Origin of the sequence: Streptomyces profundus (assembly GCF_020740535.1) — a bacterium.
In the GTDB taxonomy this organism is placed as follows: domain Bacteria; phylum Actinomycetota; class Actinomycetes; order Streptomycetales; family Streptomycetaceae; genus Streptomyces; species Streptomyces profundus.
The window spans coordinates 431318-455169 of sequence record NZ_CP082362.1; the positions used below are offsets into that span (position 1 = coordinate 431318).

At 71.5% G+C, this 23852-nt stretch carries 24 protein-coding genes; 11 read left to right on the top strand and 13 right to left on the bottom strand.

What is annotated here, in order from left to right:
* Window positions 1-180 precede the first annotated feature (180 nt).
* Window positions 181-714 carry a helix-turn-helix domain-containing protein gene (locus K4G22_RS01915; protein WP_228077845.1) on the bottom strand — a complete coding sequence of 178 codons (534 nt, stop codon included), beginning with the start codon at window positions 712-714 and terminating at the stop codon, window positions 181-183.
* 188 nt (window positions 715-902) lie between these two features.
* On the opposite strand from K4G22_RS01915, the gene K4G22_RS01920 reads away from it, so the two are divergent.
* The 6 genes from K4G22_RS01920 to K4G22_RS01945 all read left to right on the top strand — a co-directional run bounded on the left by K4G22_RS01920 (window position 903) and on the right by K4G22_RS01945 (window position 5055).
* Window positions 903-1358: a helix-turn-helix domain-containing protein gene (locus K4G22_RS01920; protein ID WP_228077847.1), complete on the top strand. Its 456-nt coding sequence runs from the start codon at window positions 903-905 to the stop codon at window positions 1356-1358.
* A 155-nt stretch (window positions 1359-1513) separates the two neighbouring features.
* Window positions 1514-2074, top strand: coding sequence for a histidine phosphatase family protein (locus K4G22_RS01925; RefSeq protein ID WP_228077849.1), 561 nt, complete (start codon window positions 1514-1516; stop codon window positions 2072-2074).
* Window positions 2075-2123: 49 nt separating this feature from the next.
* On the top strand, window positions 2124-2543 hold the full coding sequence (locus tag K4G22_RS01930) for a thiol-disulfide oxidoreductase DCC family protein (protein ID WP_228077850.1): 420 nt from the start codon (window positions 2124-2126) through the stop codon (window positions 2541-2543).
* A 205-nt stretch (window positions 2544-2748) separates the two neighbouring features.
* On the top strand, window positions 2749-4047 hold the full coding sequence (locus K4G22_RS01935; RefSeq protein ID WP_228077851.1) for a DUF6236 family protein: 1299 nt from the start codon (window positions 2749-2751) through the stop codon (window positions 4045-4047).
* A 352-nt stretch (window positions 4048-4399) separates the two neighbouring features.
* Complete coding sequence (locus K4G22_RS01940; RefSeq protein ID WP_228077852.1) at window positions 4400-4735, top strand: NAD-dependent epimerase/dehydratase family protein; 336 nt, start codon at window positions 4400-4402, stop codon at window positions 4733-4735.
* Window positions 4736-4785: 50 nt separating this feature from the next.
* Window positions 4786-5055: a hypothetical protein gene (locus K4G22_RS01945; protein WP_228077853.1), complete on the top strand. Its 270-nt coding sequence runs from the start codon at window positions 4786-4788 to the stop codon at window positions 5053-5055.
* On the opposite strand, the gene K4G22_RS01950 is transcribed toward K4G22_RS01945, so the two are convergent.
* Window positions 5043-5738 carry a hypothetical protein gene (locus tag K4G22_RS01950; RefSeq protein WP_228077855.1) on the bottom strand — a complete coding sequence of 232 codons (696 nt, stop codon included), beginning with the start codon at window positions 5736-5738 and terminating at the stop codon, window positions 5043-5045. The two genes, K4G22_RS01945 and K4G22_RS01950, sit on opposite strands and share 13 nt — an antisense overlap.
* Before the next feature lie 260 nt (window positions 5739-5998).
* The gene (locus K4G22_RS01955) at window positions 5999-7279 is read right to left on the bottom strand and encodes a glycoside hydrolase family 10-like protein (RefSeq protein ID WP_228077857.1); all 1281 of its coding nucleotides are present in this window, start codon (window positions 7277-7279) and stop codon (window positions 5999-6001) included.
* A gap of 249 nt (window positions 7280-7528) precedes the next feature.
* On the opposite strand from K4G22_RS01955, the gene K4G22_RS01960 reads away from it, so the two are divergent.
* The 3 genes from K4G22_RS01960 (at window position 7529) to K4G22_RS01970 (ending at window position 12051) form a co-directional block, all read left to right on the top strand.
* Window positions 7529-9793 (top strand): xyloglucanase, encoded by a 2265-nt coding sequence (locus K4G22_RS01960; RefSeq protein WP_322785072.1) that lies wholly within the window; start codon window positions 7529-7531, stop codon window positions 9791-9793.
* Between the two features lie 97 nt (window positions 9794-9890).
* Entirely contained in the window at window positions 9891-10760 is an 870-nt protein-coding gene (locus K4G22_RS01965) for a 3-hydroxybutyryl-CoA dehydrogenase (RefSeq protein WP_228077859.1), read from the top strand.
* 112 nt (window positions 10761-10872) lie between these two features.
* Window positions 10873-12051, top strand: a complete 1179-nt coding sequence (locus K4G22_RS01970) for a low temperature requirement protein A (protein ID WP_228077861.1) — start codon at window positions 10873-10875, stop codon at window positions 12049-12051.
* Here the strand turns inward: K4G22_RS01970 and ku are convergent.
* Entirely contained in the window at window positions 12031-13092 is a 1062-nt protein-coding gene (ku, locus tag K4G22_RS01975; protein WP_228077862.1) for a non-homologous end joining protein Ku, read from the bottom strand. The two genes, K4G22_RS01970 and ku, sit on opposite strands and share 21 nt — an antisense overlap.
* A gap of 29 nt (window positions 13093-13121) precedes the next feature.
* Between ku and ligD the strand changes: the two genes are divergently transcribed.
* A complete protein-coding gene (gene ligD / locus K4G22_RS01980) occupies window positions 13122-14009 on the top strand; it encodes a non-homologous end-joining DNA ligase (RefSeq protein WP_228077864.1) in 888 nt (295 codons plus the stop codon).
* Between the two features lie 69 nt (window positions 14010-14078).
* On the opposite strand, the gene pheT is transcribed toward ligD, so the two are convergent.
* The 7 genes from pheT to infC all read right to left on the bottom strand — a co-directional run bounded on the left by pheT (window position 14079) and on the right by infC (window position 21486).
* Window positions 14079-16598, bottom strand: a complete 2520-nt coding sequence (gene pheT / locus K4G22_RS01985; protein ID WP_228077866.1) for a phenylalanine--tRNA ligase subunit beta — start codon at window positions 16596-16598, stop codon at window positions 14079-14081.
* A complete protein-coding gene (gene pheS / locus K4G22_RS01990) occupies window positions 16598-17719 on the bottom strand; it encodes a phenylalanine--tRNA ligase subunit alpha (RefSeq protein ID WP_228077867.1) in 1122 nt (373 codons plus the stop codon). The genes pheT and pheS overlap by 1 nt, the downstream gene beginning before the upstream one ends.
* Before the next feature lie 177 nt (window positions 17720-17896).
* Window positions 17897-18979 (bottom strand): sensor histidine kinase, encoded by a 1083-nt coding sequence (locus K4G22_RS01995; protein WP_228077868.1) that lies wholly within the window; start codon window positions 18977-18979, stop codon window positions 17897-17899.
* 119 nt (window positions 18980-19098) lie between these two features.
* Window positions 19099-19989, bottom strand: coding sequence for a TrmH family RNA methyltransferase (locus tag K4G22_RS02000; protein ID WP_228077869.1), 891 nt, complete (start codon window positions 19987-19989; stop codon window positions 19099-19101).
* A 136-nt stretch (window positions 19990-20125) separates the two neighbouring features.
* Complete coding sequence (rplT, locus tag K4G22_RS02005; protein ID WP_228077870.1) at window positions 20126-20509, bottom strand: 50S ribosomal protein L20; 384 nt, start codon at window positions 20507-20509, stop codon at window positions 20126-20128.
* A gap of 108 nt (window positions 20510-20617) precedes the next feature.
* The gene (rpmI, locus tag K4G22_RS02010; protein WP_228077872.1) at window positions 20618-20812 is read right to left on the bottom strand and encodes a 50S ribosomal protein L35; all 195 of its coding nucleotides are present in this window, start codon (window positions 20810-20812) and stop codon (window positions 20618-20620) included.
* A 59-nt stretch (window positions 20813-20871) separates the two neighbouring features.
* Window positions 20872-21486, bottom strand: a complete 615-nt coding sequence (infC, locus tag K4G22_RS02015; RefSeq protein ID WP_228077873.1) for a translation initiation factor IF-3 — start codon at window positions 21484-21486, stop codon at window positions 20872-20874.
* Window positions 21487-21811: 325 nt separating this feature from the next.
* Here infC and K4G22_RS02020 point away from each other — a divergent pair, with 325 nt between their 5' ends.
* Entirely contained in the window at window positions 21812-22183 is a 372-nt protein-coding gene (locus tag K4G22_RS02020) for a DUF1844 domain-containing protein (RefSeq protein ID WP_228077874.1), read from the top strand.
* Here the strand turns inward: K4G22_RS02020 and K4G22_RS02025 are convergent.
* Window positions 22173-23003, bottom strand: coding sequence for an MIP/aquaporin family protein (locus K4G22_RS02025; protein ID WP_228083919.1), 831 nt, complete (start codon window positions 23001-23003; stop codon window positions 22173-22175). The two genes, K4G22_RS02020 and K4G22_RS02025, sit on opposite strands and share 11 nt — an antisense overlap.
* Window positions 23004-23113: 110 nt before the next feature.
* The gene (locus tag K4G22_RS02030) at window positions 23114-23842 is read right to left on the bottom strand and encodes an SseB family protein (protein WP_228077875.1); all 729 of its coding nucleotides are present in this window, start codon (window positions 23840-23842) and stop codon (window positions 23114-23116) included.
* Window positions 23843-23852 lie beyond the last annotated feature (10 nt).

Sequence of the window (23852 nt, forward strand, 5' to 3'; positions counted from 1 at the left end):
TCCGGAGCTTCGGCGACGATCCACGAGGCATGCAGGGCCCGTAAAGGTTCAGTGAGATGCACCCCGGACGGGCTCACCGCGATCCGTGCGCCCGGCCTCGGACGTCTCCGTCCCCGGCCGCCGCCGGACGCCCAGGCCCGGCCGGTGCCCGGGGCGTCCGGCCCGCCGCCCGGCCGGCCGTCAGCCGCCCGAGCCGCCCTGCTCCTCGTCGAAGGCCCGGTTGATCGCGGTGCGCAGCCGCGCCCAGACCTCGCCCGCCTCGTCCAGCTGCGCGCCGGACGCGCCGGGGACGCCTCGGGCGACGATGGCCACCCTGATCTCGCCGTTCGGGGTGCGGACGGACTCCACGTCGGAGTCGATCAACTCGCCCTCGTACATGGCCTTGCGCACCAGGAGGGAGAGACCGCCCGTGTTGCCGTCGGCGGCGGAGCCCGTGGTGTCCGCCCGCCGGCCGGCGCCGGAGGCGCGCTCCGCCTCGCCGGCCGTGTCCGGCTCGCCGCCTTCGAGCACGGCGCCCAGCGACTCCGCGTTCCACCCGACCAGCTCGGCGTAGTGGTGAATGGTGCCGGTGAGCTTCTTGATCGCGCCCTTCTCGATGTTGTAGATGGCGCCGCGCTCCACTTTGAGGGACTTGGCGACAAACTTCTGTTGGAGCCCACGCCCTTCCCGCGCCTGCTTCAACAACGTTCCCAGCCGTGCCCAGTCTTGAGTCATGAAATCTATGTTGCCGCACCTCTGTGCAACGCGACAGGCCCAAAATCGGCCATTGAGCAGCATGTACAGCGCCATATGGTTGCGTCATGCCAAGTGGGTGTCTCAAATACACAACCACAAGCCCCTGACGTGCAGAAACTAAGCATGAATAGTTGCTCACTAAACATCGGTGGCCTTATCCTCTGAACGTGACACCGAACGGCACCGCGATTCGGGCCATCCGCACGGTTCGGCGGCTCAGCCTTCGTGACCTCGCCCGACTCACCGGCCTTGATCGAGGCCATCTCTCACGCCTGGAACGCGGCCTCGCCGGCGCCAGCGAGGTGACGCTGCAACGCATCGCCTCCACCCTCGGGGTGCCGATCAGCGACCTGCTCCGCAACGACGACGACCCCGCCGTCGAGGCCGTCCCCGGACGTGAGGTGCCGCCCCCCGGCTCCCCGGAGGGCGAGCTCTTCCACTACACCCCGGAGGAGGCCGCCAAATGGCTGCCCTGGTCGGCCAGTTGGATCCGCCGCAAGGCGCGGGTACGGGAGTTCCCGCACAACAGGGGCGGCGGGCAGATCACCCTCACGGGTCGCGACATCAGGGAGATCTCCGCCATGACGGCCATCCGCCCCGCCCCCGCTCCCCCGCCGGACTGACGGCCGGACCCGCGCCATGGCTGAAATCAACTGCGCACAGAGCGTGACATCGCGCCTCGGCGTTCAGCAGCCGCGTCGCGGGGCGCTCTCCTGGATCGCGGAGATTTAACGCGCGAGTAGTGGTCTACTCCTTCATGTGTTCGTACCATCGCGCCATGCTGGTCACGCTGATCGCCGCTGCCCGCAGTTCCTCCCTCCTGGACGCCCGTTTCGACGATGAACGGCCGCTCGACGCGGCCGGCTGGTTGGCGCTGGAACGGGCGATCCCCGCGCTGCTGCCGCTGGCCGCCGCCGAGTTGCGCTACTGCTCGCCGACGCCATGCAGTCGACAGACCGGTGAGGCGCTCGGCCTGTCCCCGCTGGCCCAACCCGCCCTGCGGGACTGCGATATGGGCCGCTGGCGGGGGCGGACGCTACAGGAGGTGACCGCGCGCGAGCCGCAGTCCGTCGACGCCTGGCTGGCCGACCCCAGATCCGCCCCGCACGGCGGCGAGTCGCTGCTGGCCTTCGTCTCGCGGATCGGCGGCTGGCTGGACACCCGGCCCATCGAGGGCGACGGCCTGGTGGTGGCCGTGACCGAGCCCACCGTGATCAGAGCCGCGATGCTGTACGCGCTCAAGGCGCCACCGGCCTCCTACTGGCGTACGGAGGTCTATCCGCTCTCGGTGGTCAGCCTCAGCGGCGGACGCGGACGTTGGAGTCTGCGGCTGGGATGAACGGGAGCCCGCCACCACCCCCACGACCCCGGACCGGCACCATGGGGGCATGCGCACGCGACCAGTACTCGTCTATGACGGCGACTGCGGCTTCTGCACCGCCTCCGTGCTCTTCGCCGAGCGGCGGGTCGGGCCCGACTGCTCCGTCGTGGCCTGGCAGTTCGCCGACCTCGACGAGTTGGGGATCGACGCGGAGCGCGCCCAGCACGAGGTCCTCTGGGTGACCCCGGTGGGCCGGGTGTACGGCGGGGCGAGGGCCGTCGCCAAGACCCTGCTCTCCGCCGGCCGCTGGTGGGCGCCCCTCGGCGCGCTGCTCACCCTCCCCCCGATCAGCTGGCTCGCCCACGGCGTCTACCGCGCCATCGCCAACAACCGCCACCGCATGCCGGGCTCCACCCCCGCCTGCGCCGTCCCCTCCGGGGGCCCACACGGCGACCGCCCCACCGGAGACGACCCCGGGGAAGCCTGAAGCCCACCACCTCGGCCGACGCCAACTCAGTGCCACCGAAGCTCGGCTCAGCCGAAGGGGTGGCCCCCACGCCGCCCTCGCGGCGGACGAGGCCCGCCGCGCTCAGTGCCCCGTGGGCTCATTGAGGAGAAGGGCTGGTCCGGGCAGCCGATGTTGAACACGATTGTTCTTTGACTGCCGGGCCGCACTCCTCCGGGAGGGATACATGCACGAGATTGGGCTCTACTACCCGTATTTTCACGTCCGTGACGATACGTGGCTCAAAGCTGCGGCACTTTACCTGCCGCAGGTCGCGCGGGTGCGGCCACCGAGGTACCCCGTCCAGGACTCGGAGACGGCCGTAGTCCTGCGCGACGAACTCGACTTCCTGCGCGATGTCGACCCCGGCCCACACGCCGTGGCTGTAGCGCGCAGGTTCGAAGCATTAGTGGACCGAGAAGAAGATCGACTGCGCGAACAGTACCGTCTCCCCCCGTACCCTCCAGAAGTGGGGGGTTTCGGGAACGAGGTTGGCAATCCATGGCACCTGAATGAGTCGCGTTTCGCGTGGATCCATACTTCGCAACTCGGAGTTCCCGCATCATTCGACTACCGCGAGTGGGAACAAATCCTGCGGGAAGCTCAGGAACGCATCGGGCAGGGACTCCCGCCCGAAACCCCCGAGCTGGCAGACGCGATCTCGAACTGGAGCCCACCAACTCCATTCGTCGATCGTCTTTGCGAACTGGGGCTCGCCAAGCGGACGCGCTTCGACCCTTTGACCGGAGTCCGGGATGACATGCAATGGATCGGCATGCGCCCGCAGATGGTCTCTGTCTACTCCTGCGCGTTGGCGAACGAGATCGCCGAGGCCAATTCCTTGACCCCGGTGACCCATGACCCACAGTTCTTCGCTCTGCCGAGACACTGGACGGTGGACGACCTCAGCGCCGCCCTTCTACAAGAGACCCCTCCCGCAAGCGGCCCATCAGCGGTGCTGTATGCCTGCGCGGCGGTACAAGCGGTCATTCCCGCCGACCTTGAGCACGTGCCCGTGGAGAGAATCGTCCAAGCGCGGCAAGCGCTGAGTGACGAGTTCGACGCCTTCCGCACGCACATCGATGCACTGGGCGAGGAATTCGTCCGCCTCGATGGCATCAAGGACCCGGGAATCGTCCGCGCGCGGCTGGATTCCATGGTCGGACGCGACCTGACGAAACCCGCGCAGGAACTCGAACGCGGCCTGCGATCACTCGGCTTGGCGCCTGCGCGCGCGGTGTTCGGACTGAAATCACTGGAGCTACCCGCGGTCGCCGCTCTCGCCGCTCACGCCATGCAGACCTCCCCGATCATTGGGGCTGGCGGCGCGGTCGCCGTTCAACTGCTTTCCGCAACGCGAACAGCACGGCGTACCGCGATGGAACAGCGAAAGAGTGCTGCCGGCTACTTGATTGGTCTCCACCGAGAGATCGCCCCGGTTACCGTCCTGACACGTGCGCGGCAGGCTCTGTTTGGGAGGCTCTGACAGCGGGAGAGCCATGGCGGAAGCACTCGGCGCGTCTGCGGTGCCTTGAAGCCTCCAAGCTCCGGTGACCCGAGCGTCACCGTGGGAGCTTCGCGGTTCGCTCCGGGTGGGCCGCGTGATGTGTCGCATGGCGGTGGTGTCGCTCCCAGACCCATCGAGGAGACCGCCAAGCCGGCGGCGGCACCGTGGTAACGCCGGAGAAGGCGAGTCCGTGGATGGGGCACGGAAGATCACGCGTTCCTGCCGAAGGGCTCGGAAGACGCCCCGCAGAACGATGTGGATGGCTCGGACCGGCGTGCCCTGCCGGATCGCGATGGCAGCTTCGGCGTCCTCTCGGGTGATAACCCGAGGAGTGGCAGAAGGCGTTCAACGGATTGATCCGCGTGGCCCTGAAGCGGTGGCTGCCGCCCCGAAGGAAGTGGACGCGGTGGTGCATCTGGGTGGGGCGCCTGACGAGGCGCCCTTGCCTGAGCTGCTGGACGCGAATGTCCGGGCGACCCACAACGTGTTGGAGGGGGTGCGGCGGGTCGTGCTGGCCAGCAGCAATCGTGTGAGCGGCTTCTATCCGGTCGCGGTGGAGGCGCTCGGGCGCCTGTACGCGGACAAGTTCGGCCTGTCGGTGGTGTGCCTGCGGATCCGGAGCTTTGAGGACGCGCCGAGCGAACGACGACATCTGTCCACTGGTTGAGCCCCCGCGATTGCCTCGGCTTCGCCCGGGCAGCCCGCGCCGCTCAGGATGTGCGTTTCGAGACGGTGTATGCGGTTTCCGCCAACACCCGCCGTTTCTGGGACACCGATGCCGGAGCAGCATGGGGATACGTGCCCGTGGACGATGCCGAAGCCTTTGCCTCGGGCCTTCCGCAGGCCAAGATGCGCGTAGTGGGCCGCGGCGGGCCCGTTCTCGATCTCGTCGTCGAACCCGGCCGCCGCTTCGTACGCCGCCCCGGCGTCCTCGTACGCCTCCCGGTGGATCAGGGTCGTAATGCCCCTGACGATCAGGGCTTGTGATCTTGCTCTGGGAGGTAGGGGGCGAAATGATCGGCGATGGTCTCCGCGATCGCGGCGGCGTCGCGGGAACCGTCGATGGCGATCACGCGGATACCGAGCTGGTGGGCCTGGCGGGCGGCGTCCTGGGCGACGAGTCGGTCGCGGGCCAGTCGGTTGGCCTGTGCTCGGGCGGGATCGCTGACCTGTTGCCCGAGCGAGGCGGCTCGGGGTAGTTCGCGGACCTGCTGGTCGCGGAACTCAGGTGTGGGCACCATGACGATCATCCGGCGCGGTGAGTCGATGATGGGTGCGACGAGTTCGGGTCGTAGTCCCCAGCCCTCGGCGATGATGGGGCGGCCGGACACGAGCGCGCGTAGGTCGTCGAGAGCCCATTGGAACCTGTCAGGGAATCCGCCCAGGGTGTCGGTGGTCATCTCTTCCGGAGTGGTGTGGACCCACATCGTGTCCAGGTCAGGCGCGGTGGCGCACTCGCCGAGAGCGACGCGGCGGGCGATCCTGCGATCGTTGTGACCGCGGGCGTCGTGGTAGTCGTAGTGGTAGACGGTGACGCCGTATCGAACGGCCAGCAGTCGGGCGACGGTCGACTTGCCGGCCCATTGGCCGCCTCCGATCCACAACGTGCGGTTGAGTGTGCCGAAGGGGTCCCAGACCTCACCGTCCACGCGAGAGTTGTGGCTGGTCATCTGCTGGCCTCCTTTGTCCAGATGCGGCGGCTGACCTCACGGCGTAGGCGACCCGGTCTCCGGTCGCGGCTCGTTGTCCACCCCCCACCGACCCAGCCCACGCACGGCCCGCCACCCGCCACCTGCCCGCCAGGGCCGGACCTCCAACTCGGGGCAGAAGGCCCGCCACCCGACCCCACGCACACCCGCGCCTTCCCACCTGGCCCACCCCCCGACCAACCACCCGTCCACCCGCACGCCGCGCCGCGCAGGCGCTCCGCTCAGCCCCCGGCGGCAGCCCGGTAGTGGTCCTCGTAGACGCGGCTGATCGCCCCCAGCGGGTCCGCCGCAACCTGCTTGGCCGAGTAGAAGACATGCCCGCCCACCTGCGGATGCTCCTCCGCGCAGAGCGTGAGATGGCGGGACAGCTCCGCCGGGTCCTGCCAGGCCGCCGGCTGCGCCGGATCCCCGACCTTGTAGGCCGCCTCGCCGAGGTACAGCGCCACGCCCGTGCCGTCCGCGACGTCGGACCACCACGCGGCGAGCACCGCGTAGTCCGCCGCCTCGTTGCCGATATGCCAGTACACCTGGGGGATCACATAGTCGATCCAGCCCTCCTTGACCCACGTGCGGACGTCCGCGTAGAGGTCGTCATAGGTCTGGACGCCGCCCCTGGTGTCGGAGCCGAGCGGGTCCGTCGAGCGGTTGCGCCAGACGGCGAACGGGCTGACGCCGAACGGGATGTCCGGCTTGGCCTCGGCCACCCGCTCCCGCATCTCGCGCACCAGCAGGTCGATGTTGTGCCGGCGCCAGTCCCCCAGATCGTCGAAGTCCCCGCCGTGTTCGCGGAAGGCGTCCGCGTCGTCGAAGGACTCGCCGGCCACCGGGTAGGGGTAGAAGTAGTCGTCCCAGTGCACGCCGTCGATGTCGTAGCCGGCCACCGCGTCCAGCATCGCGTCCTGGACGAAGGCGCGGACCTCGGGCAGGCCCGGGTTGTAGTAGAGCCGGCCGCCGTAGGCCACGGCCCAGTCGCTGTTGCGCCGCGCCGGGTGGTCGGCGGTGAGGCGGGAGCGGTCGGTGTGGGTGGCGACGCGGTACGGGTTGAACCAGGCGTGCAGCGCGAGGCCCCGCGCGTGCGCCTCCTCGACGGCGAAGGCCAGCGGGTCCCAGCCGGGATCCTGCCCCTGGGTGCCCGTGAGCCACTCGGACCAGGGCTCGTGCGGGGAGGGCCAGAACGCGTCGGCGGTGGGCCGCACCTGGAAGAAGACCGTGTTCAACTCCCAGCCGACGGCCACGTCCAGCAGCTCCAGCAGATCCGCCCTGGCCGCTTCGGCGGACTGCCCGGGGCTGGCCGGCCAGTCGATGTTGCTCACCGAGGCGATCCACATCCCGCGCAGCTCATCGGCGAGCGGCGCCGCACCGCCGCCGGCCGGCCGCGCGTCGGGAGCCGAGGGAGGGACCCGCTCGGCGGCGCCGGCCTGGGCCGGCGTCAACGCGCCGGCCATCGTGCCCATCGCGACCAGCGCGAAGCTCCTGCGGCTGATCCGGCCCTTGCGACCCATGACTGCCCCCTGACGTTCTTGTCCGTTATCCATGCCCAGCACAGAGTGACGGAATGCCATGCGGTCGATCCGCCTTTGACACACCCTTATGCGAACAACATTCGATAGTTAGCATCAACAGCGCACATCTCCGGGAGCGCTCCCACGGTTATCGCCCACCCCCCACGCCGCCTTCGGGCGGTCATGCACGGAGAGGACGACAGCGTGCGCAGAGGGAGACCAACGGTAGTGCTGGTAGCGGGACTTGCCATGGTAGGCGGTCTGCTCGGCGGCCTGGCCACGGCCAACGCGAGCGACGCGACCGGCCCGGAGCACGGCGGCGACGCCGAGCCGACGCTCGCCGCGAGCTACACCTGGGACAACGTCCAGATCGGCGGTGGCGGTTTCGTACCGAGCATCGTCTTCAACCGGTCCGAACCAGACCTCTTCTACGCCCGTACGGACATCGGTGGCGCCTACCGGTGGAACGAGGCCGACCAGTCCTGGATTCCGCTGCTCGACCACGTCGGTTGGGACGACTGGGGCTACACCGGCGTCGCCTCGCTGGCCACCGACCCGGTCGACCCGGACCGGGTCTACGCCGCCGTGGGCACCTACACCAACGACTGGGACCCGGCCAACGGCGCGATCCTGCGCTCCTCGGACCGGGGCGAGACCTGGGAGACCAGCGAGCTGCCCTTCAAGCTCGGCGGCAACATGCCGGGCCGCGGCATGGGCGAGCGCCTGGCGGTCGACCCGCACGACAACGACGTGCTCTACCTGGGGGCGCCGAGCGGCGAGGGCCTGTGGCGCTCCACGGACGCCGGGGTCACCTGGAGCGAGGTCGGCTCCTTCCCCAACCCCGGTGACTACGTGCTCAATCCGGACGACCCCTGGGGCTACGAGGACGACGTCATCGGCGTCACCTGGGTGACGTTCGACCTGCGCTCCGGCAGCGCTGGCAGCGCCACGCCCACCCTCTACGCCGGGGTCGCCGACCTGGCGGAGAGCGTCTACCGCTCCACCGACGCCGGCGCCACCTGGGAGCCGGTGCCGGGGCAGCCGGTCGGATTCCTGCCGCACAAGGGGGTGTTGGACGAGGCAACCGGCGATCTGTACGTCGCCACCAGCGACAACTCCGGCCCCTACGCCGGCGAGGACGGCGAGGTCTGGCGCCTCGACACCGCCGAGGGCACCTGGACGGACATCTCCCCCGTGCCGGCCGGCGACGACCGGTACTTCGGCTTCAGCGGGCTGACCGTCGACCGGCAGAGTCCGGGCACGCTGATGGTCACCGGCTACAGCTCCTGGTGGCCCGACACCCAGCTGTTCCGCTCGACGGACGGCGGCGACAGCTGGACCAGGGCGTGGGAGTTCGGCAACTACCCGGAGCGGGACAACCGCTACACCATCGACATCTCCGCCGTGCCCTGGCTGGACTTCAACGGGAACCCGACGCCGCCCGAGGAGGTCCCCAAGCTGGGCTGGATGACGGAGGGCATGGAGATCGACCCGTTCGACTCCGACCGGCTGCTCTACGGCACCGGCGCGACCATCTTCGGCACCACCGACCTGACCAACTGGGACAGCGACACCGGATTCACCCTCCGGCCCGTGGTCAAGGGCCTTGAGGAGACCGCCGTGTTGGATCTGGCCGCGCCGCCGGGCGCGGTGGAGCTGCTCAGCGGCCTCGGGGACATCGGCGGCTTCCGCCACGACGACATCACCGCGGTGCCCGAGTCGATGTACGCCTCGCCCGGCTTCGGCACCACCACCAGCCTCGACTTCGCCGAGCTGAACCCGAACACCGTGGTCAGGGTCGGCCACCACGTGGGCGAGGGCACCGATCCGACGATCGGGTTCTCGACCGACGGCGGCGCCAACTGGTTCCCCGGCACCGCCCCCGAGGGCGCGACCGGTGGCACGGTCGCGGCGGCGGCCGACGGCGCCTCGTTCGTGTGGAGCCCGGAGAGCGGCCCTGTGCTCCGCAGCGCGGGCTTCGGCCAGGGCTGGACGGAGGCCGAAGGCATCCCGGCCGGCGCCAGGGTGGAGGCCGACCGGGTGGACCCGGAGGTCTTCTACGGCTTCCTGGAAGGCACCTTCTATGTGAGCGTCGACGGCGGCCTGAGCTTCGCCCCCGGCGCGACGGACGGGCTGCCGGCCGAGGCGGACGTCCGCTTCACCGCCGTCCCCGGCGCGCGTGGCGACATCTGGCTGGCCGGCGAGGGCCTGTGGCGCTCCACGGACGCCGGCGCCACGTTCACCGAGGTGGACGGGATCGCGGCGAACACCCTCGGCCTCGGCGCCCCGGCGCCGGACGCCGACTACCCGACGCTCTACAGCAGCGGGGTGGTGGACGGGACGCGCGGCGTCTTCCGCTCGACCGACGCGGGCGCCTCCTGGACCCGGATCAACGACGACGAGCACCAGTGGGCCTATACGGGCGACGCCATCGCCGGCGACCCCGACGTCTTCGGACGGGTCTATGTCGGGACCAACGGCCGGGGCGTGATCGTCGGCGACTCCGCCGACTGACCGCCGCCGGGGAGGACCGGACCCGGCCGGTCCTCCCCGGGCGCACCGGGGGTAACGTCGGGTCCCGAGAAGCGGACGGACCGGCGAAGGGGCAGGCGTGACGGATATCGAACGCGTTGGGGTGGTGGGCTGCGGCCAGATGGGAGCCGGCATCGCCGAGGTGTGCGCCCGCGCCGGTCTCGACGTGCGGGTCGCCGAGACCACGGGCGAGGCGCTGGAGCTCGGGCGCACCCGGCTGGTCAACTCGCTGGAGCGGGCCGCCGAGCGCGGCAAGATCACGGTGCCCGAGCGGGACGCCGCGCTGGAGCGGCTCACCTTCACCACCGATCTGGGCGAGTTCGCCGACCGCGATCTGGTGATCGAGGCGGTGGTGGAGAACGAGCAGGTGAAGACGGAGATCTTCCAGGTGCTCGACCAGGTGGTGACGCGGGAGGACGCCATCCTCGCCTCCAACACCTCGGCGATTCCGCTGGTCAACCTGGCGGTGGCCACCGGCCGGCCGGCGCAGGTACTGGGGGTGCACTTCTTCAACCCGGCGCAGGTGCAGCGGCTGGTGGAGCTGATCCCGGCGCTGACCACCAGCGAGGCCACCGTCAAGCGGGCCGAGGCGCTGGTCACCGGCGTGCTGGGCAAGCACGCCATCCGCGCGCAGGACCGCTCCGGGTTCGTGGTGAACGCGCTGCTGATCCCCTATCTGCTCTCCGCCGTGCGGATGTTCGAGGCGGGCGCCGCGAGCAGGGACGACATCGACAACGGGATGGAGCTGGGCTGCGCGCACCCGCAGGGCCCGCTCAAGCTCGCCGATCTGATCGGTCTCGACACCGTGTCGGCCATCGCCGAGTCGATGTACGAGGAGCTGAAGGAGCCGCTCTACGCCCCGCCGCCGCTGTTGCTGCGGATGGTGGCCGCCGGCCAGCTGGGGCGGAAGTCCGGCGCCGGCTTCTACTCGTACCCGCCCCGGGGCTGACCGCCCCTCCCGAACCGCCGGCCGCACCTCCCTGTCCGATTCGTCGCGATACGCCACAATGACCCCGCGGGGGGCTGACGGGTGACCTCACGACGGACGGGCGGGCGCGACGATGTCCGTGAACTACCTGTGGCACCGCCGGATGACGGCGCGGGACACCGGGGAGCGGCACCGCACGGCCACCCCGCTGGAGCTCTTCTTCGACCTCTGCTTCGTGGTCGCCGTGGCGCAGGTCGCCGGCGAGTTGCACGAGTACCTGGCCACGGGGCGGTCGTTCACAGCGGTGACCAGCTTTCTCACCGTCTTCTTCGCGGTGTGGTGGGCCTGGATGGGGTTCACCTGGTTCTCGTCGGCCTACGATCCGGACGATGTGCTCTTCCGCCTGGCCGCGCTGCTGACCATCACCGGCGCGCTGGTGCTGGCCGCCGGTGTGCGGCTGGCCTTCGAGGACCACGACTTCGTGGTCGTGGTCGTCGGCTACTCCGTGATGCGGCTGGCCATGATCAGCCTGTGGCTGCGGGCCATGCTCGCCGGGGCCGCGCCCCGGTCGGTGGCCCTGCGGTTCGCCGGCGGCCTGGCCGGGGCGCAGTGCCTGTGGTGCGTCTGGCTGCTGCTGCCCGAGATCTGGCAGCGCTGGACGTTCGCGCCGCTCGCGATGCTGGACCTGGCCGTTCCGCTGTTCGCCGAGCGGGGCCATCGCACCAGCTGGCATCCGCACCACATCGCCGAGCGGTACGGGCTGTTCACCATGATCGTGCTCGGCGAGTCGGTGATGTCGGCGACATCGGCCGTCCGCCGGGCGGTCGACGTGGAGTACGCGGGCGACGACCTCTATCTGCTCGCCGGGGGCGCGCTGTTGACGGTGTTCGCCATGTGGTGGATGTACTTCGCGACGCCGGCCGGCGAGTTCCTGGAGTCCAGCCGGCAGGCCTTCCTCTGGGGCTACGGCCACTTCCTGATCTTCGGCGCGGCGGCGGCGGTCGGCGCCGGTCTCGCGCTCAACATCGACGCGCTGACCGACGAGGCGGAGCTGGCCCCGATCACCGCCGCCGCCTCGGTGACGCTGCCGGTGGCCGTCTATCTGGTCGCGGTCTGGGCCCTGCACCTGCGGCCCCACCACCGGACCGGGTGGGCTCCCTACCTCTTCCCCGGCGGCGCGGTCCTGGTGCTGCTCGCCACGTTCGTGCCGATGCCGGTGGTGGCCGTCGGGCTGATCAGCGGCGCCCTGGTCACCGTCGGGGTGGTCAGGGAACGCGGCGCCGAACGGCGGTCAGGAGGCGCGCTTGCGTGAGGCGGCGGACTTCTTGGCCGTGCTCTTCTTCGCCGCGCTCTTCTTGCCCGTGCTCTTCGTTCCGCTGCCCTTCTTGGCCGCGCCCTTCTTGGCGGTGGACTTCGTTCCGGTGCTCTTCTTGGCCGCGCCCTTCTTGGTGGCACCCTTCGTTCCGGTGCTCTTCCTGGCGGCCTGCCGGCCGGTGGCCTTCCTGGTGCCGCCCCGACCGCCGATGTCGGTGACCGTGGCGTCCTCGCCCTCGTCGGCGCCCTCGTCCTCGCCACGGGAGGCGCGGGCGTCGCGGACGCTGTCCTCCAGGGCCGCCATCAGGTCCACCACCCGGCCGCCGCCGGCGGCCTCAGCTCCGAGGCTCGGCGGTTCCACGCCCTCCAGCTTGGCGTTGACCAGCGTCTCCACGGCGGCCCGGTACTCGTCCCGCAGCTCGGACATGTCCACCTCGCCCAGGGTGTCCATCAGGGTGTCGGCCATGTCCAGCTCGGCGTCCCGCACGGTCACCTGCTCGGTGGGGGCCAGCCCCTGGGCCGAGCGGATCTCGTCCGGCCAGAGCAGGGTGTGCATGCCCAGCACCTCCTCGTCCTCCCGGGTGCGGACCAGCGCGAGCGTCTCCCGGCCGCGCATCGCCAGCTTGGCGATGGCGCCCTGGCCCGAGCGCCGCAGCGCCTCGCGCAGCAGCACATACGGTTTGGCCGCGCCGCTGTCGGGGGTCAGATAGTAGGAGCGGTCCAGCTGGAAGGGGTCGATGCTGCCGACGGGGACAAAGCCCAGGATCTCCACGGTCCGCGCGGTGGGCAGCGGCATCGCGTCCAGATCGTCGTCGCTGATCTGCACCAGGGTGCCGTCGGACGCCTGGTACGCCTTGCCGATCTGGTCGCCGGCGAGCTCCTCGCCGTCCAGCTCGCACACCTTGCGGTAGCGGATCCGGCCCTCGTCGGCGATGTGCACCTGGCGGAACGAGACCGAGTGGTTCTCGGTCGCGCCCACGACCTTGATGGGGATGGTGACCAGCCCGAAGGAGATGGACCCTTTCCAGATAGTTCGCACGATCTGCCCCTTTCATGCAGTCTCAGGGTATGCCCGTGGTCACCGTCGAGGGCCGTCGTCTGACGCTCTCCAACCTGGACAAGGCGCTCTATGACGACGGCACCACCAAGGGCGAGCTGCTGCACTACTACGCCTCGCACGGCGCGCTGCTGCTGCCGCACCTGGTGGATCGCCCGCTGAGCCTGCTGCGCTACCCGGACGGGCACACCGGGCAGCGGTTCTTCACCAAGAACGTGCCGCCCGGCACGCCCGACTGGGTGATGACGGGCGAGGTCCCCAGGTCCGGCGGCGGCAGCATGCGGCAGCTGGTGGTGGCCGATCTGCCGTCGCTGGTCTGGGCGGCCAACCTGGTGGTGGAGTTCCACACCCCCCAGTGGACGCTGACCGATCCCGGCGTGGCCGACCGGCTGGTCCTCGACCTGGACCCAGGGGACCCGGCGACCGTGGTGGACTGCTGCCGGGTGGCGCTCTGGCTGCGCGAACGGCTCACCAGCGACGGGCTGACCGTCCACCCCAAGACGTCGGGCTCCAAGGGCCTGCACCTGCTCTGCCCGCTGGAGCCCGTCGACTCGGCGGACGCCTCCGCCTACGCCAAGCGGCTGGCCACCGAGGCGGCCCGGGCGCTGCCCGAGCTGGCCGTCGCCGTGATGGCCAAGCGGCTCCGCCCCGGCAAGGTGTTCATCGACCACAGCCAGAACGCCGCCCGCAAGACCACCGCCACCCCCTACACGCTGCGCGCCAGGCCGCTGCCCACCGTCTCAGCGCCGGTCACCTGGGACGAGATCGCCGCCTGCGCGCGTCCGGAGGACCTGGAGATCACGCTGGCCGACCTGCCCGACCGGCTGGCCGAGCACGGTGACCTCCTCGCCCCCCTGGCCGAGCACGCGGACGCGGCGCCCCTTCCCGAGCCCGAGTGAGCCCGCCACGGGGAACGGCGGTGGGGGCCGACGCCCACCGGCGTCGACCCCCACCGCCCCAGCGTGCCGCTACGCGCCGCGCGGCGAGGCGCCGGTGCGGGAGACGGCCGTGGCGACCGCGGCCTCCCTGGCCGCGCTGGCCTCGTCCGCGGTGAGCGTCCGGTCCTGGGCCCGGAACCGCAGCGCGTAGGCCAGCGACTTGCGCCCCGCGCCCAGCTGCTCGCCGGCGAACACGTCGAACAGCCGGACGGACTCCAGCAGTTCGCCGGCGCCGGCGCGCAGCGCCGCCTCCACCTCGTGGGCGGGCACCGCGTTGTCCACCACCAGCGCCACATCCTGGGTGGCCACCGGGAACGAGGAGATCGTCGGACCGGTGACCGCCTCGCCGCCGGCGCGGTGCAGCAGGTCGAGGTCCAGCTCCATCGCGCAGGCGCGCTCCGGCAGGCCCAGGGCCTTGACCACCCTGGGGTGCAGCTCGCCCGCGTGGCCCACCAGCGTGCGCTCGCCGGCCAGCCGCAGCGCGGCGCAGCGCCCCGGGTGCCAGGGGGCGTGCTGGTCGCGTTGGACGGTCAGCTCCACCCCCGCCTCGGCCGCGACCGTCCGCGCGGCCTCGATCGCGTCCGCCCACTCGGCGGGGCGGCCCGCGCCCCACCAGCCGGCCGGCTCCCGGGCGCCAGCGAGCACCACGGCGACCCGACGCGGCTGCGGCGGCAGCGAGGCGTTGAGCGCGGCGATCTCCTCGTCGGTGGGACGGCGGGTGACCGGCGGCCTGACCCCGGCCGTCTCCCGGCCGGTCGGCCGGAACACCAGGCCCGTCTCGAAGAGCGCCAGATCCTGGCTGCCCCGCCCGTGGTTGCGGCGCAGGGTCTCCAGCAGTCCCGGCAGCAGCGTGGTGCGCAGCCAGGGCTCCTCGTCGGAGAGCGGGTTGGCCAGCCGCACCGCCCGCCGCCTGGGGTCGTCCCCCGGCAGGCCCAGCGCGTCCAGCGCCGCGGCCCCGACGAACGGGTAGTTCAGCGTCTCCACATAGCCCTGTCCTGCCAGCGCCCGGCCGACCCGGCGGCGCAGCCGCTGGCCCTCGGTGAGCCCGCGCCCGGCCGGCGGCCGGGGCAGCGTGGAGGGCAGCGACTCATAGCCCTCAAGCCGCAGCACCTCCTCGGCCAGGTCGTTGGGGTCGGTCAGATCGTGGCGCCAGCTGGGCGCGGTCACCGTCAGCGTGTCGCTGCCCGTCACCGCGCAGCCGACCTCCTGGAGGCGGCGCACCACGACCTCCCGGCCGTAGGCGACGCCGGCCACCCGGTCCGGGTGGTCGGCCCGGATCTCGACGGTCGCCGGCGGAACGGGCGTGCCCTCGTCGGTGACCCCGGCGCCTGCCGTGCCGCCGGCCAGCAACACCAGGAGATCCACGGCGCGTTGGGCGGCGGCGTCGGCCGCCCCCGGATCGACGCCGCGCTCGAACCGGCGGGACGCCTCGCTGCTCAGCCGGTGCCGGCGGGCGGCCCTGGCGATGGTGACCGCGTCGAAGTGCGCCGCCTCGACGACGATCTCCGTGGTGCCGGAGGCGCCGAGCGGCGACGGGTCGACGGGGGCGTCGGCGATCTCGGTGTGCGCGCCGCCCATCACCCCGGCAAGACCGATCGGGCCGCTGCCGTCGGCGATCACCAGATCCTCCGGGTGCAGCGCGCGCTGGACGCCGTCCAGCGTGGTGAGCTTCTCCCCCACGCCGGCCCTGCGGACCACGATGGCGCCGTCGAGGCGGCTGTGGTCGTAGGCGTGCAGCGGCTGGCCGATCTCCAGCATCACGTAGTTGGTGATGTCGACGGGCAGCGAGATCGGCCGCACCCCGGCCTTCTGGAGCCGGCGCCGCATCCAGATCGGGGAGCGCGCCTCGGGCCTGACCCCGGTCACCGTGCGGGCGACGAAGCGGTCGCAGGCCGCCGCGTCCTCGATCCGCACCTGAGGTCCGTCGCCGTTCGCCCCGGGCACGTCGAGCAGCGCCGGGTCGAGCAGCGGCAGCCCGAACGCGGTGGCCGTCTCACGGGCGATGCCGCGCATCGACAGGCAGTAGCCGCGGTCGGTGGTGACCGCGATGTCCAGGACCTCGTCGACGAGTTGCAGCAGCGCGACGGCGTCGGTGCCGACCTCGTGCTCGGGCGACAGCACCAGGATGCCGGCGTGGTCCTCACCGATGCCCAGCTCGCGCACCGAGCAGATCATGCCCTCGGAGACATGCCCGTAGGTCTTGCGGGCGGAGATCTCGAACCCGCCGGGCAGCACCGCGCCCGGCAGCACCACGACGACCTTGTCGCCGACGGCGAAGTTGGACGCGCCGCAGATGATGTTCTGCGGCTGCCCGGTGCCGTTGGCCTCGCCCACATCCACCTGGCAGTAGCGGATCGGCTTCTTGAACTCGGTCAACTCCTCGATGGCCAGCACCTGTCCGACCACCAGCGGCCCGGTGAGGTCGGCGCCGAGACGCTCGACCAGCTCCACCTCAAGACCCGCCGAGATGAGGCGGGTGGCGACCTCGCGCCCGGTGACCTCGGTGGGCAGCTCCACGTACTCCCGGAGCCAGGAAAGGGGAACGCGCATCAGATCTCACTCCCGAACGGCCGGGTGAACCGCACGTCACCCTCGATGATGTCCCGCATGTCGGCGACGCCGTGCCGGAACATCAGCAGGCGCTCGATCCCGAACCCGAAGGCGAATCCGCTGTACCGCTCCGGGTCGACGCCGCAGGCGACCAGCACCCTGGGGTTGACCACGCCGCAGCCGCCCAGCTCGATCCAGCCCTCGCTGCCGCAGGTACGACAGGGACGGTCCGGGTCGCCCACGGACTCGCCCCGGCAGCGGAAGCACACCATGTCCATCTCGGCCGACGGCTCGGTGAACGGGAAGTAGTTCGGCCGCAGCCTGGTCCGCATGCCGGCGCCGAAGAGCGACTGCACCATGTGGTCGAGCGTGCCCTTGAGATCGGCCATGGTCAGGCCCTCGTCCACGGCCAACAGCTCGACCTGGCCGAAGACCGGGGTGTGGGTGGCGTCCAGCTCGTCGGTGCGGTAGGTGCGCCCCGGGCAGATCACATAGACCGGCGGCTCCCGGTCCAGCAGCGACCTGATCTGCACCGGCGAGGTGTGGGTGCGGAGCACCAGACCGCTGTCCGGGCCGCCCTTCTCGTCCGCGACGAAGAACGTGTCGTGGGTGGAGCGCGCCGGGTGGTCGGGATCGAGGTTGAGCGCGTCGAAGTTGAACCACTCGGCCTCCAGCTCGGGGCCCTCGGCCACCTCGTAGCCCATGGCCACGAAGATGTCCTCGATGCGCTCCGAGAGGGTGGTCAGCGGGTGCCTGGCGCCGGCCGGGCGCCGGTCGTAGGGGAGGGTGACGTCCACCGCCTCCTCGACCAGGACCCGCTCGTCGCGCTCCTCCTCCAGGCGCTCCCTGCGGGCGGCGAGCGCCTTGTTCACCGCGCCCCTGGCCTGCCCGACCCGCTTGCCGGCCGCGGCCTTGGCCTGCGGCGGCAGGGCGCCGATCTCCCGGTTGGCGAGCGCCAGCGGCGAACGGTCGCCGGTGTGCGCGACCTTGGCCTGCTGGAGCGCGTCCAGGTCCTCGGCGGCCTCGAAGGCGGCCAGCGCCGCGTCCCTGGCCGCGTCGATCGCCTGCGGTTTCAGTGCCTCGACCTCGACCGGGTCGTAGGACTTGTTGGGTGCCGACATCTCTTCCCGTGCTTCCGTTGGCTTGGGCTCCGCTGCGCCCCCTTCAGGCCCGGCGACCGAGTCTACGGGGGGCGTGCGGTGGATTTCTTGACCGGAGTCGGCCCGCGGGACCGGCCGGGGCGCCTCCGCCGAGAGGCCGAGCGGCTGAGCGACTCAGCGGCTCGAAGGCTCGACGCCTCAGCGGAGAAAGGCCGGAATGCCCGCGGGCAGGATAAATCGGAAGCGGGCGCCGCCCCCTGAGGAGCGGCCGACGGTGACCGTGCCACCGTGCGCCTCGACGATTCCCTTGACGATGTAGAGCCCGAGGCCCGTGCCGCCGTGCTCGCTGCCGCGCCAGAAGCGCGTGAAGACCCGTTGCATGGCGTCCTCGGGGATGCCGGGGCCCTCGTCGCTCACGGTGACGGCCGTCCCTTCCTGGCGGGCCCTGCTGGGCGGAACTCGATGTACCTCAATGGTGACCCTACCGCTCCCGTGCCGCACGGCGTTTTCCAGGAGGTTGACCAGGACCTGATCGATCTTGTCCGGATCGGCCCAGAGAAGCGGCAAGGAGTCCTCGATGCCCAGCTGGAAACGGCCGGCGTCCTGACCGTTGTTGACGAGCAGCTCCACATGGCGGCGCACCGCCTCGTCCAGCGCCACCGGTTGGCGACGGATCTCAAGACGCCCCGAGTCGATCCTGGAGACGTCGAGCAGCTCGGTGATCAGCCGGGTCACCCGGTCGGCGTCGCTGTCCACGGTCTGGAGCATCAGCCGCTTCTGCTCGTCGGTGAACCGCTCCCACTTGGCCAGCATGGTGGCCGTGAAGCCCTTCACCGAGGTCAGCGGGGACCGCAGCTCGTGCGCCACGGTGGCGATCAGTTCGGCGTTACCGCGCTCGGTGCGCTTCCTGGCCTCGGTGCCGCGCAGCGACACCACCAGCCGCCGCAGCGCCCCGGCCGGCCGTTCGCGCACATAGCGGGCGGCGACCAGCACCTCGCGGCCACCGGGCAGCAGCAGGTTCCGCTCGGGCTGTCCCGTCCTGATGGCGAGCCCGCCATAGGGGTCGGTCAGCCGCCACCAGAGCCGGCCGTCCGGGTCCTCAAGCGGCAGCACCCGCTCGATGGGACGGCCGAGGGCCTCGGCGGCCGACTGCCCGGTGAGCCGCGCCGCCGCCGCGTTGCAACACACCACGAGACCACGGCGGTCCGCGATCACCAGACCGTCGGGAAGATCATCGGGAGCTAGGTGTTCGGGCTCCTCGTCACCGGCCTCCGTGTCCATCCCCCATCGCCCCTCTCCCCTTGGGTGTCAGCGTCACCACATGCCCAACCGGGCCTGTCCCACCCCCGGTTGAACGCGCAATCATTCCCTACCCGGTGGCCGCCCAGCACCTGCCGGAGCTACAGCCCTGGCCCGGGAACGTTGTGGGGGGCGCGCTGGAAACCGGCCGCGCGGCAGCCGCCCGGACCGCGTTGGGCGCGGGCGGAGGCGTAGAGGCACACGGCGGCGGCGGTGGCCAGGTTGAGGCTCTCGGCGCGGCCGTGGATCGGCACCCGGACCACCGCGTCGGCCAGCTCCCTGGTCGCCGCGGGCAGCCCCCACGCCTCGTTGCCGAATATCCACGCCGTGGGCCCGCCCATGGTGCCCCGGTCCAGCTCGGTGTCCAGATCGTCGGCGCCCCCGCCGTCAGCGGCCAGCACCCGCACGCCCGCCTCGGCCAGGCCGGCTACCGCCTGGCCGACCGGCACCCCGACGGCCACCGGCAGGTGGAACAGGCTGCCGACGGAGGCGCGGACCGCCTTGGGGTTGTAGAGATCGACGGAGGCGTCGGTGAGCACCACGGCGTCCGCCCCCGCCGCGTCGGCGCAGCGCAGCACCGTGCCCGCGTTGCCCGGGTCCCGCACGTGCGCCAGCACGGCGACCAGCCGGGGGCGCGCGGCCAGCACCTCGGCGAACGGCCGGTCCAGGAAGTCGCAGACGCCGACGAGGCCCTGCGGGGTGACCGTCTGGGAGATGCCGGCGACCACCTCCGGGTCCGCGTGGTGCACGGGGACGCCGGCCGCCAGCGCCGCTGCCACCACGTCCGCGTACCGCTCGGCGGCCTCGGGGGTGATGAACAGCTCGCGCAGGGTGCCGCCCTCGGCGCCCCGGTGTCCCACCGCCTCGCGCACCGCCTGTGGTCCCTCCGCCAGAAAGCGCCGCTCCCGGCCCCGGAAGCTGCGCCGCGCCAGCCGCCTGGCGGCGGACACGCGGGGGGAGCGCGCGGAGATCAGCTGGGGGGCAGCGGCCATGGGCGACGAACTCGCTTATCGGAGAGGGCGGTTGACGGAGGGCCCGGGTGGACGAGGGGGCGTGGGACGGGAAGCGACGGACCCGCAGGCGGTCTGCCTGCGGGTCCGGGAAGCGCGTGCCGCCAGGGCCTGTCGCTCAGGCGGCCTTGGGCGCGTTGACGTCGCTCGGAAGCGCCTTCTGCGCCGTCTCGACCAGCACCGCGAAGGCGTTCGGGTCGTTGACCGCGAGCTCGGCGAGCATCTTGCGGTCCACCTCGATCTCAGCGGCCTTCAGGCCCTGGATGAAGCGGTTGTAGGTGACGCCGTTGGCGCGGGCGGCGGCGTTGATCCGCTGGATCCACAGCTGCCGGAAGTCGCCCTTGCGCTTCTTGCGGTCGTTGTAGTTGTAGACGAGGGAGTGGGTGACCTGCTCCTTCGCCTTGCGGTACAGCCGCGAGCGCTGGCCGCGGTAGCCGCTGGCCTGTTCGAGAATCGCCCGGCGCTTCTTGTGGGCGTTGACTGCCCGCTTGACGCGTGCCACGTGTGTACTCCTTGTAGCGGGGCCGTGGGAATGGTCACACGGCCCGGAACGGATGGGTCCCGGTCGGTCCGCCGACCGCCGCCGGTTGGCGGGGCGGTCGCGGGGGGATCACTTGCTGAGAAGCTTCTTGATCCTCTTGGCATCGGCCGGGGCGGTCTCCGCGGTGCCGGCCAGTCGCCGGGTCAGCGTGGACGACTTGTGCTCCAGGTAGTGACGGCGACCTGCGCGCTGGCGCATCACCTTGCCGGAGCCACTGAGCTTGAACCGCTTGCCGGCACCGGTGTGGGACTTGTTCTTCGGCATGTCGCCGTACTCTCCTCGTCGTTCCTGAATCCTCGTACCCCAGCGGGGTGGCGGCCGGGTCAGGCCGTCGTCTTCCCCTGCTGGCGTTCGGCCTTGCGGGCGGCCTGAGCCTCACGCGCCTCGGCCATCGCCTCGGTCTTCTTCTTGTGCGGACCGAGAACCATGATCATGTTCCGGCCGTCCTGCTTGGGGTTGGACTCCACAAAGCCCAGATCCTGGACGTCCTCCGCGAGCCGCTGGAGCAGTCGGAAGCCCAACTCGGGGCGGGACTGCTCACGACCGCGGAACATGATCGTGATCTTGACCTTGTCCCCCTGCTTGAGGAACCGGACGACATGACCCTTCTTGGTGTCATAGTCGTGCGGGTCGATCTTCGGCCGGAGCTTCATCTCCTTGATGACCGTGTGCGCCTGGTTCTTGCGCGCCTCACGTGCCTTCAGGGCCGACTCGTACTTGAACTTTCCGTAGTCCATGAGCTTGCACACCGGCGGGCGGGCGGTCGCCGCCACCTCGACCAGGTCCAGGTCGTACTCCTGGGCAAGCTCCAGGGCCTTCGCAAGCGGCACGATGCCGACCTGCTCGCCACTGGGACCGACGAGTCGCACCTCGGGGACGCGAATCCGGTCGTTGATACGGGGCTCGGCGCTGATGGGGCCTCCTCGGTTACGCCGCACGGATGTCTGGCGAACAGCCGCGCTAGATCGTGTGACCACCGTTCGACGGCGTAAAAAACGCCCCGACCGGTAACACAGGCGGGGCTCCGAGACAGACCGGGAGCACCAGCGCGGTGAAACCGCGAGGCGCTGCCTGACCAAAGACCTCCCGACCCTCCGGGTCGGCGAGGTGGGAGCGCGGAGCCTCCACTTGCGGGCCGGACACACAGATGTCCGGCCGGTCAACCTCCAGGCTACACCACCGCACGGAGGGGGCGAAGCCGGTCCTGAGGGCGGGGGCCGCCCCCGGTCCAGCCCCCGGGGACGGCGGCCTAGGCTGAGCGGCATGAGCGACGAAGCCCCCGCCCCCGACCCCGCCGAGACCCCCGACGTGGCGGACCTGACCAGGGACATCGCCGACGTCCCCGCGGTCGAGGTGATCACCACGGTCGCCGTCCACCTGATGAGTTCGGCCGCGGTCAACCTGGGGCTGGCCGAGGGGGGCGAGCGGCACCAGGACCTGGACGAGGCGCGCAAGCTGATCACCGCGCTGGCCGGCCTGGTGACCGCCGGCGCCGGCGAGATCGGCACGTATCACGCCGCGCCCCTCAGGGACGGGCTCAAATCGCTCCAGCTGGCCTTCCGCGAGGCGTCGGCCGTGCCGGACGAGCCCGGGCAGGGGCCGGGCGAGAAGTACACGGGCCCGGTCATTCGCTAGCCCGCGCGTCCGCCCCGCCGGGCTTCCCCGCCTTACGGGAGCCACCCGACCCACCGGACCTGCCGAGCTTCTCGGAGAGCCAGGGGATGTCCTGGAACCACGCCTCGGGCCGCTCATGGGTGAACCGGTGGGCGAGCACCGCGATCGCGGCGCCCACCAGCGGGGCCAGCACGAAGAGCCAGAGCTGGATCAGCGCGTCGCCGCCGGCGAACAGCGCCGGCCCGATGGAGCGCGCCGGGTTGAGCGAGGCCCCGGTGAGCGGGATGCCGATCAGGCTCACCGCCGCCAGGGTCAGGCCGACGGGCAGCCCGTCCAGGCTGCCGAGGGTGACCTTCCTGGTCACCGAGAGATAGACGAAGACCAGCAGCGCGGCCAGCATCACCTCGACGACGAACGAGCCGGCGATGGTCAGACCGACGGCCGACCTGTGCCCGTACCCGTTGCTGCCGAACGCCTCCCCGGTCTTGAGCCCGGGCACCTGGTGCGCCACCAGGAAGAGCAGCGCGGCGCCGACGATCGCCCCCACCAGCTGGGCCACCCAGTACCCGACGGCCGCGCGGGGGGTCATCCGGCCGGCCAGCAGCATGCCCAGCGTCACCGCCGGGTTCAGCTGCGCCCCTGAGACGGGGCCCAGCACATAGGCGAGGGCCACCAGCGTGAAGCCGAAGGCGAGGGCGATGCCGAGGCTGCCGATGAACTCGCCCGCCAGCACCGCCGACCCCACGGCGAAGAAGACGAGGACCAGCGTCCCCAGCAGTTCGGCCACCAGCGACGCGGGATCGCTGTCGGCCGACTTCCCGGCCGTTCTCTCGGCGGACATCTCGGCCGACATGGCGCCCTCCAGTGCCTAGGGGAATCTGCTGGCAGTCTTGAGCAGCTGAGGGTCCCTCGCATGTCGGCTGGGCCGGCCGGGTGACGGGGTTCGGCGGGTCACCGCCGGTAGGTGGGCTCCCCCGGCAGGCCGCTGCCCGGCGGCAGGATCGCCAGCTGGAGGCCGCGCACCAGATGCACCCTGAGGTCCTGCTGGGCGGCGAGCGCGCCGGCCAGCGCACGGGCGGCCACGGCCGGCTCGGCGGACGGCTCCAGCAGCACGGCGAGGGTGCCGTCCGCCTCGCCGCCGGGGACCAACTGGGCGGCGAGAACGTCCGGTTGGCTCCGCAGCGCCGCCCGCACCCCGTCGAGCACCGCGGGCCTCTCGGCCGGGGCGCCGCCCCCGGCCAGGGTGCGCAGGGCCGGGCCCGCCACCTCGAAGGCCACAGGCCCCGCGGCGTCGACGACCAGGACGCCGGCGCCCTCCTGGACGGCCGCGGCCAGCGCCTGCGACGGGGTGACGGGGACGGGGCGCGCCTCGGGCCGCCAGCGGGTGAGCGTCTCGATGGCGCTGAACACCGGCAGGGCCCGCCGGCCGTCGGGAAGCTGGAGGGTGAGCAGCGCCATCTCGCTGCTCTTCTCCCGGCGGCGCCCGGCCTCGTCCGTCTCCGCCTCCCCCAGCACGGCGACGACGGGGGCCAGCAGACGGGCCTCGGCGAGGGCGGCGAGCACGGCGGGGCGGGCGCCGGCGGGATCGTCGACCCAGCGGTCGAGGGCCGCGCGCAGGGCGGGGTCGGCGGTGCCGTCGTCGTCGGCGAAGGCCGGCTGGGGAATGTTCTTGAGGGCCACCCGTCGAGGG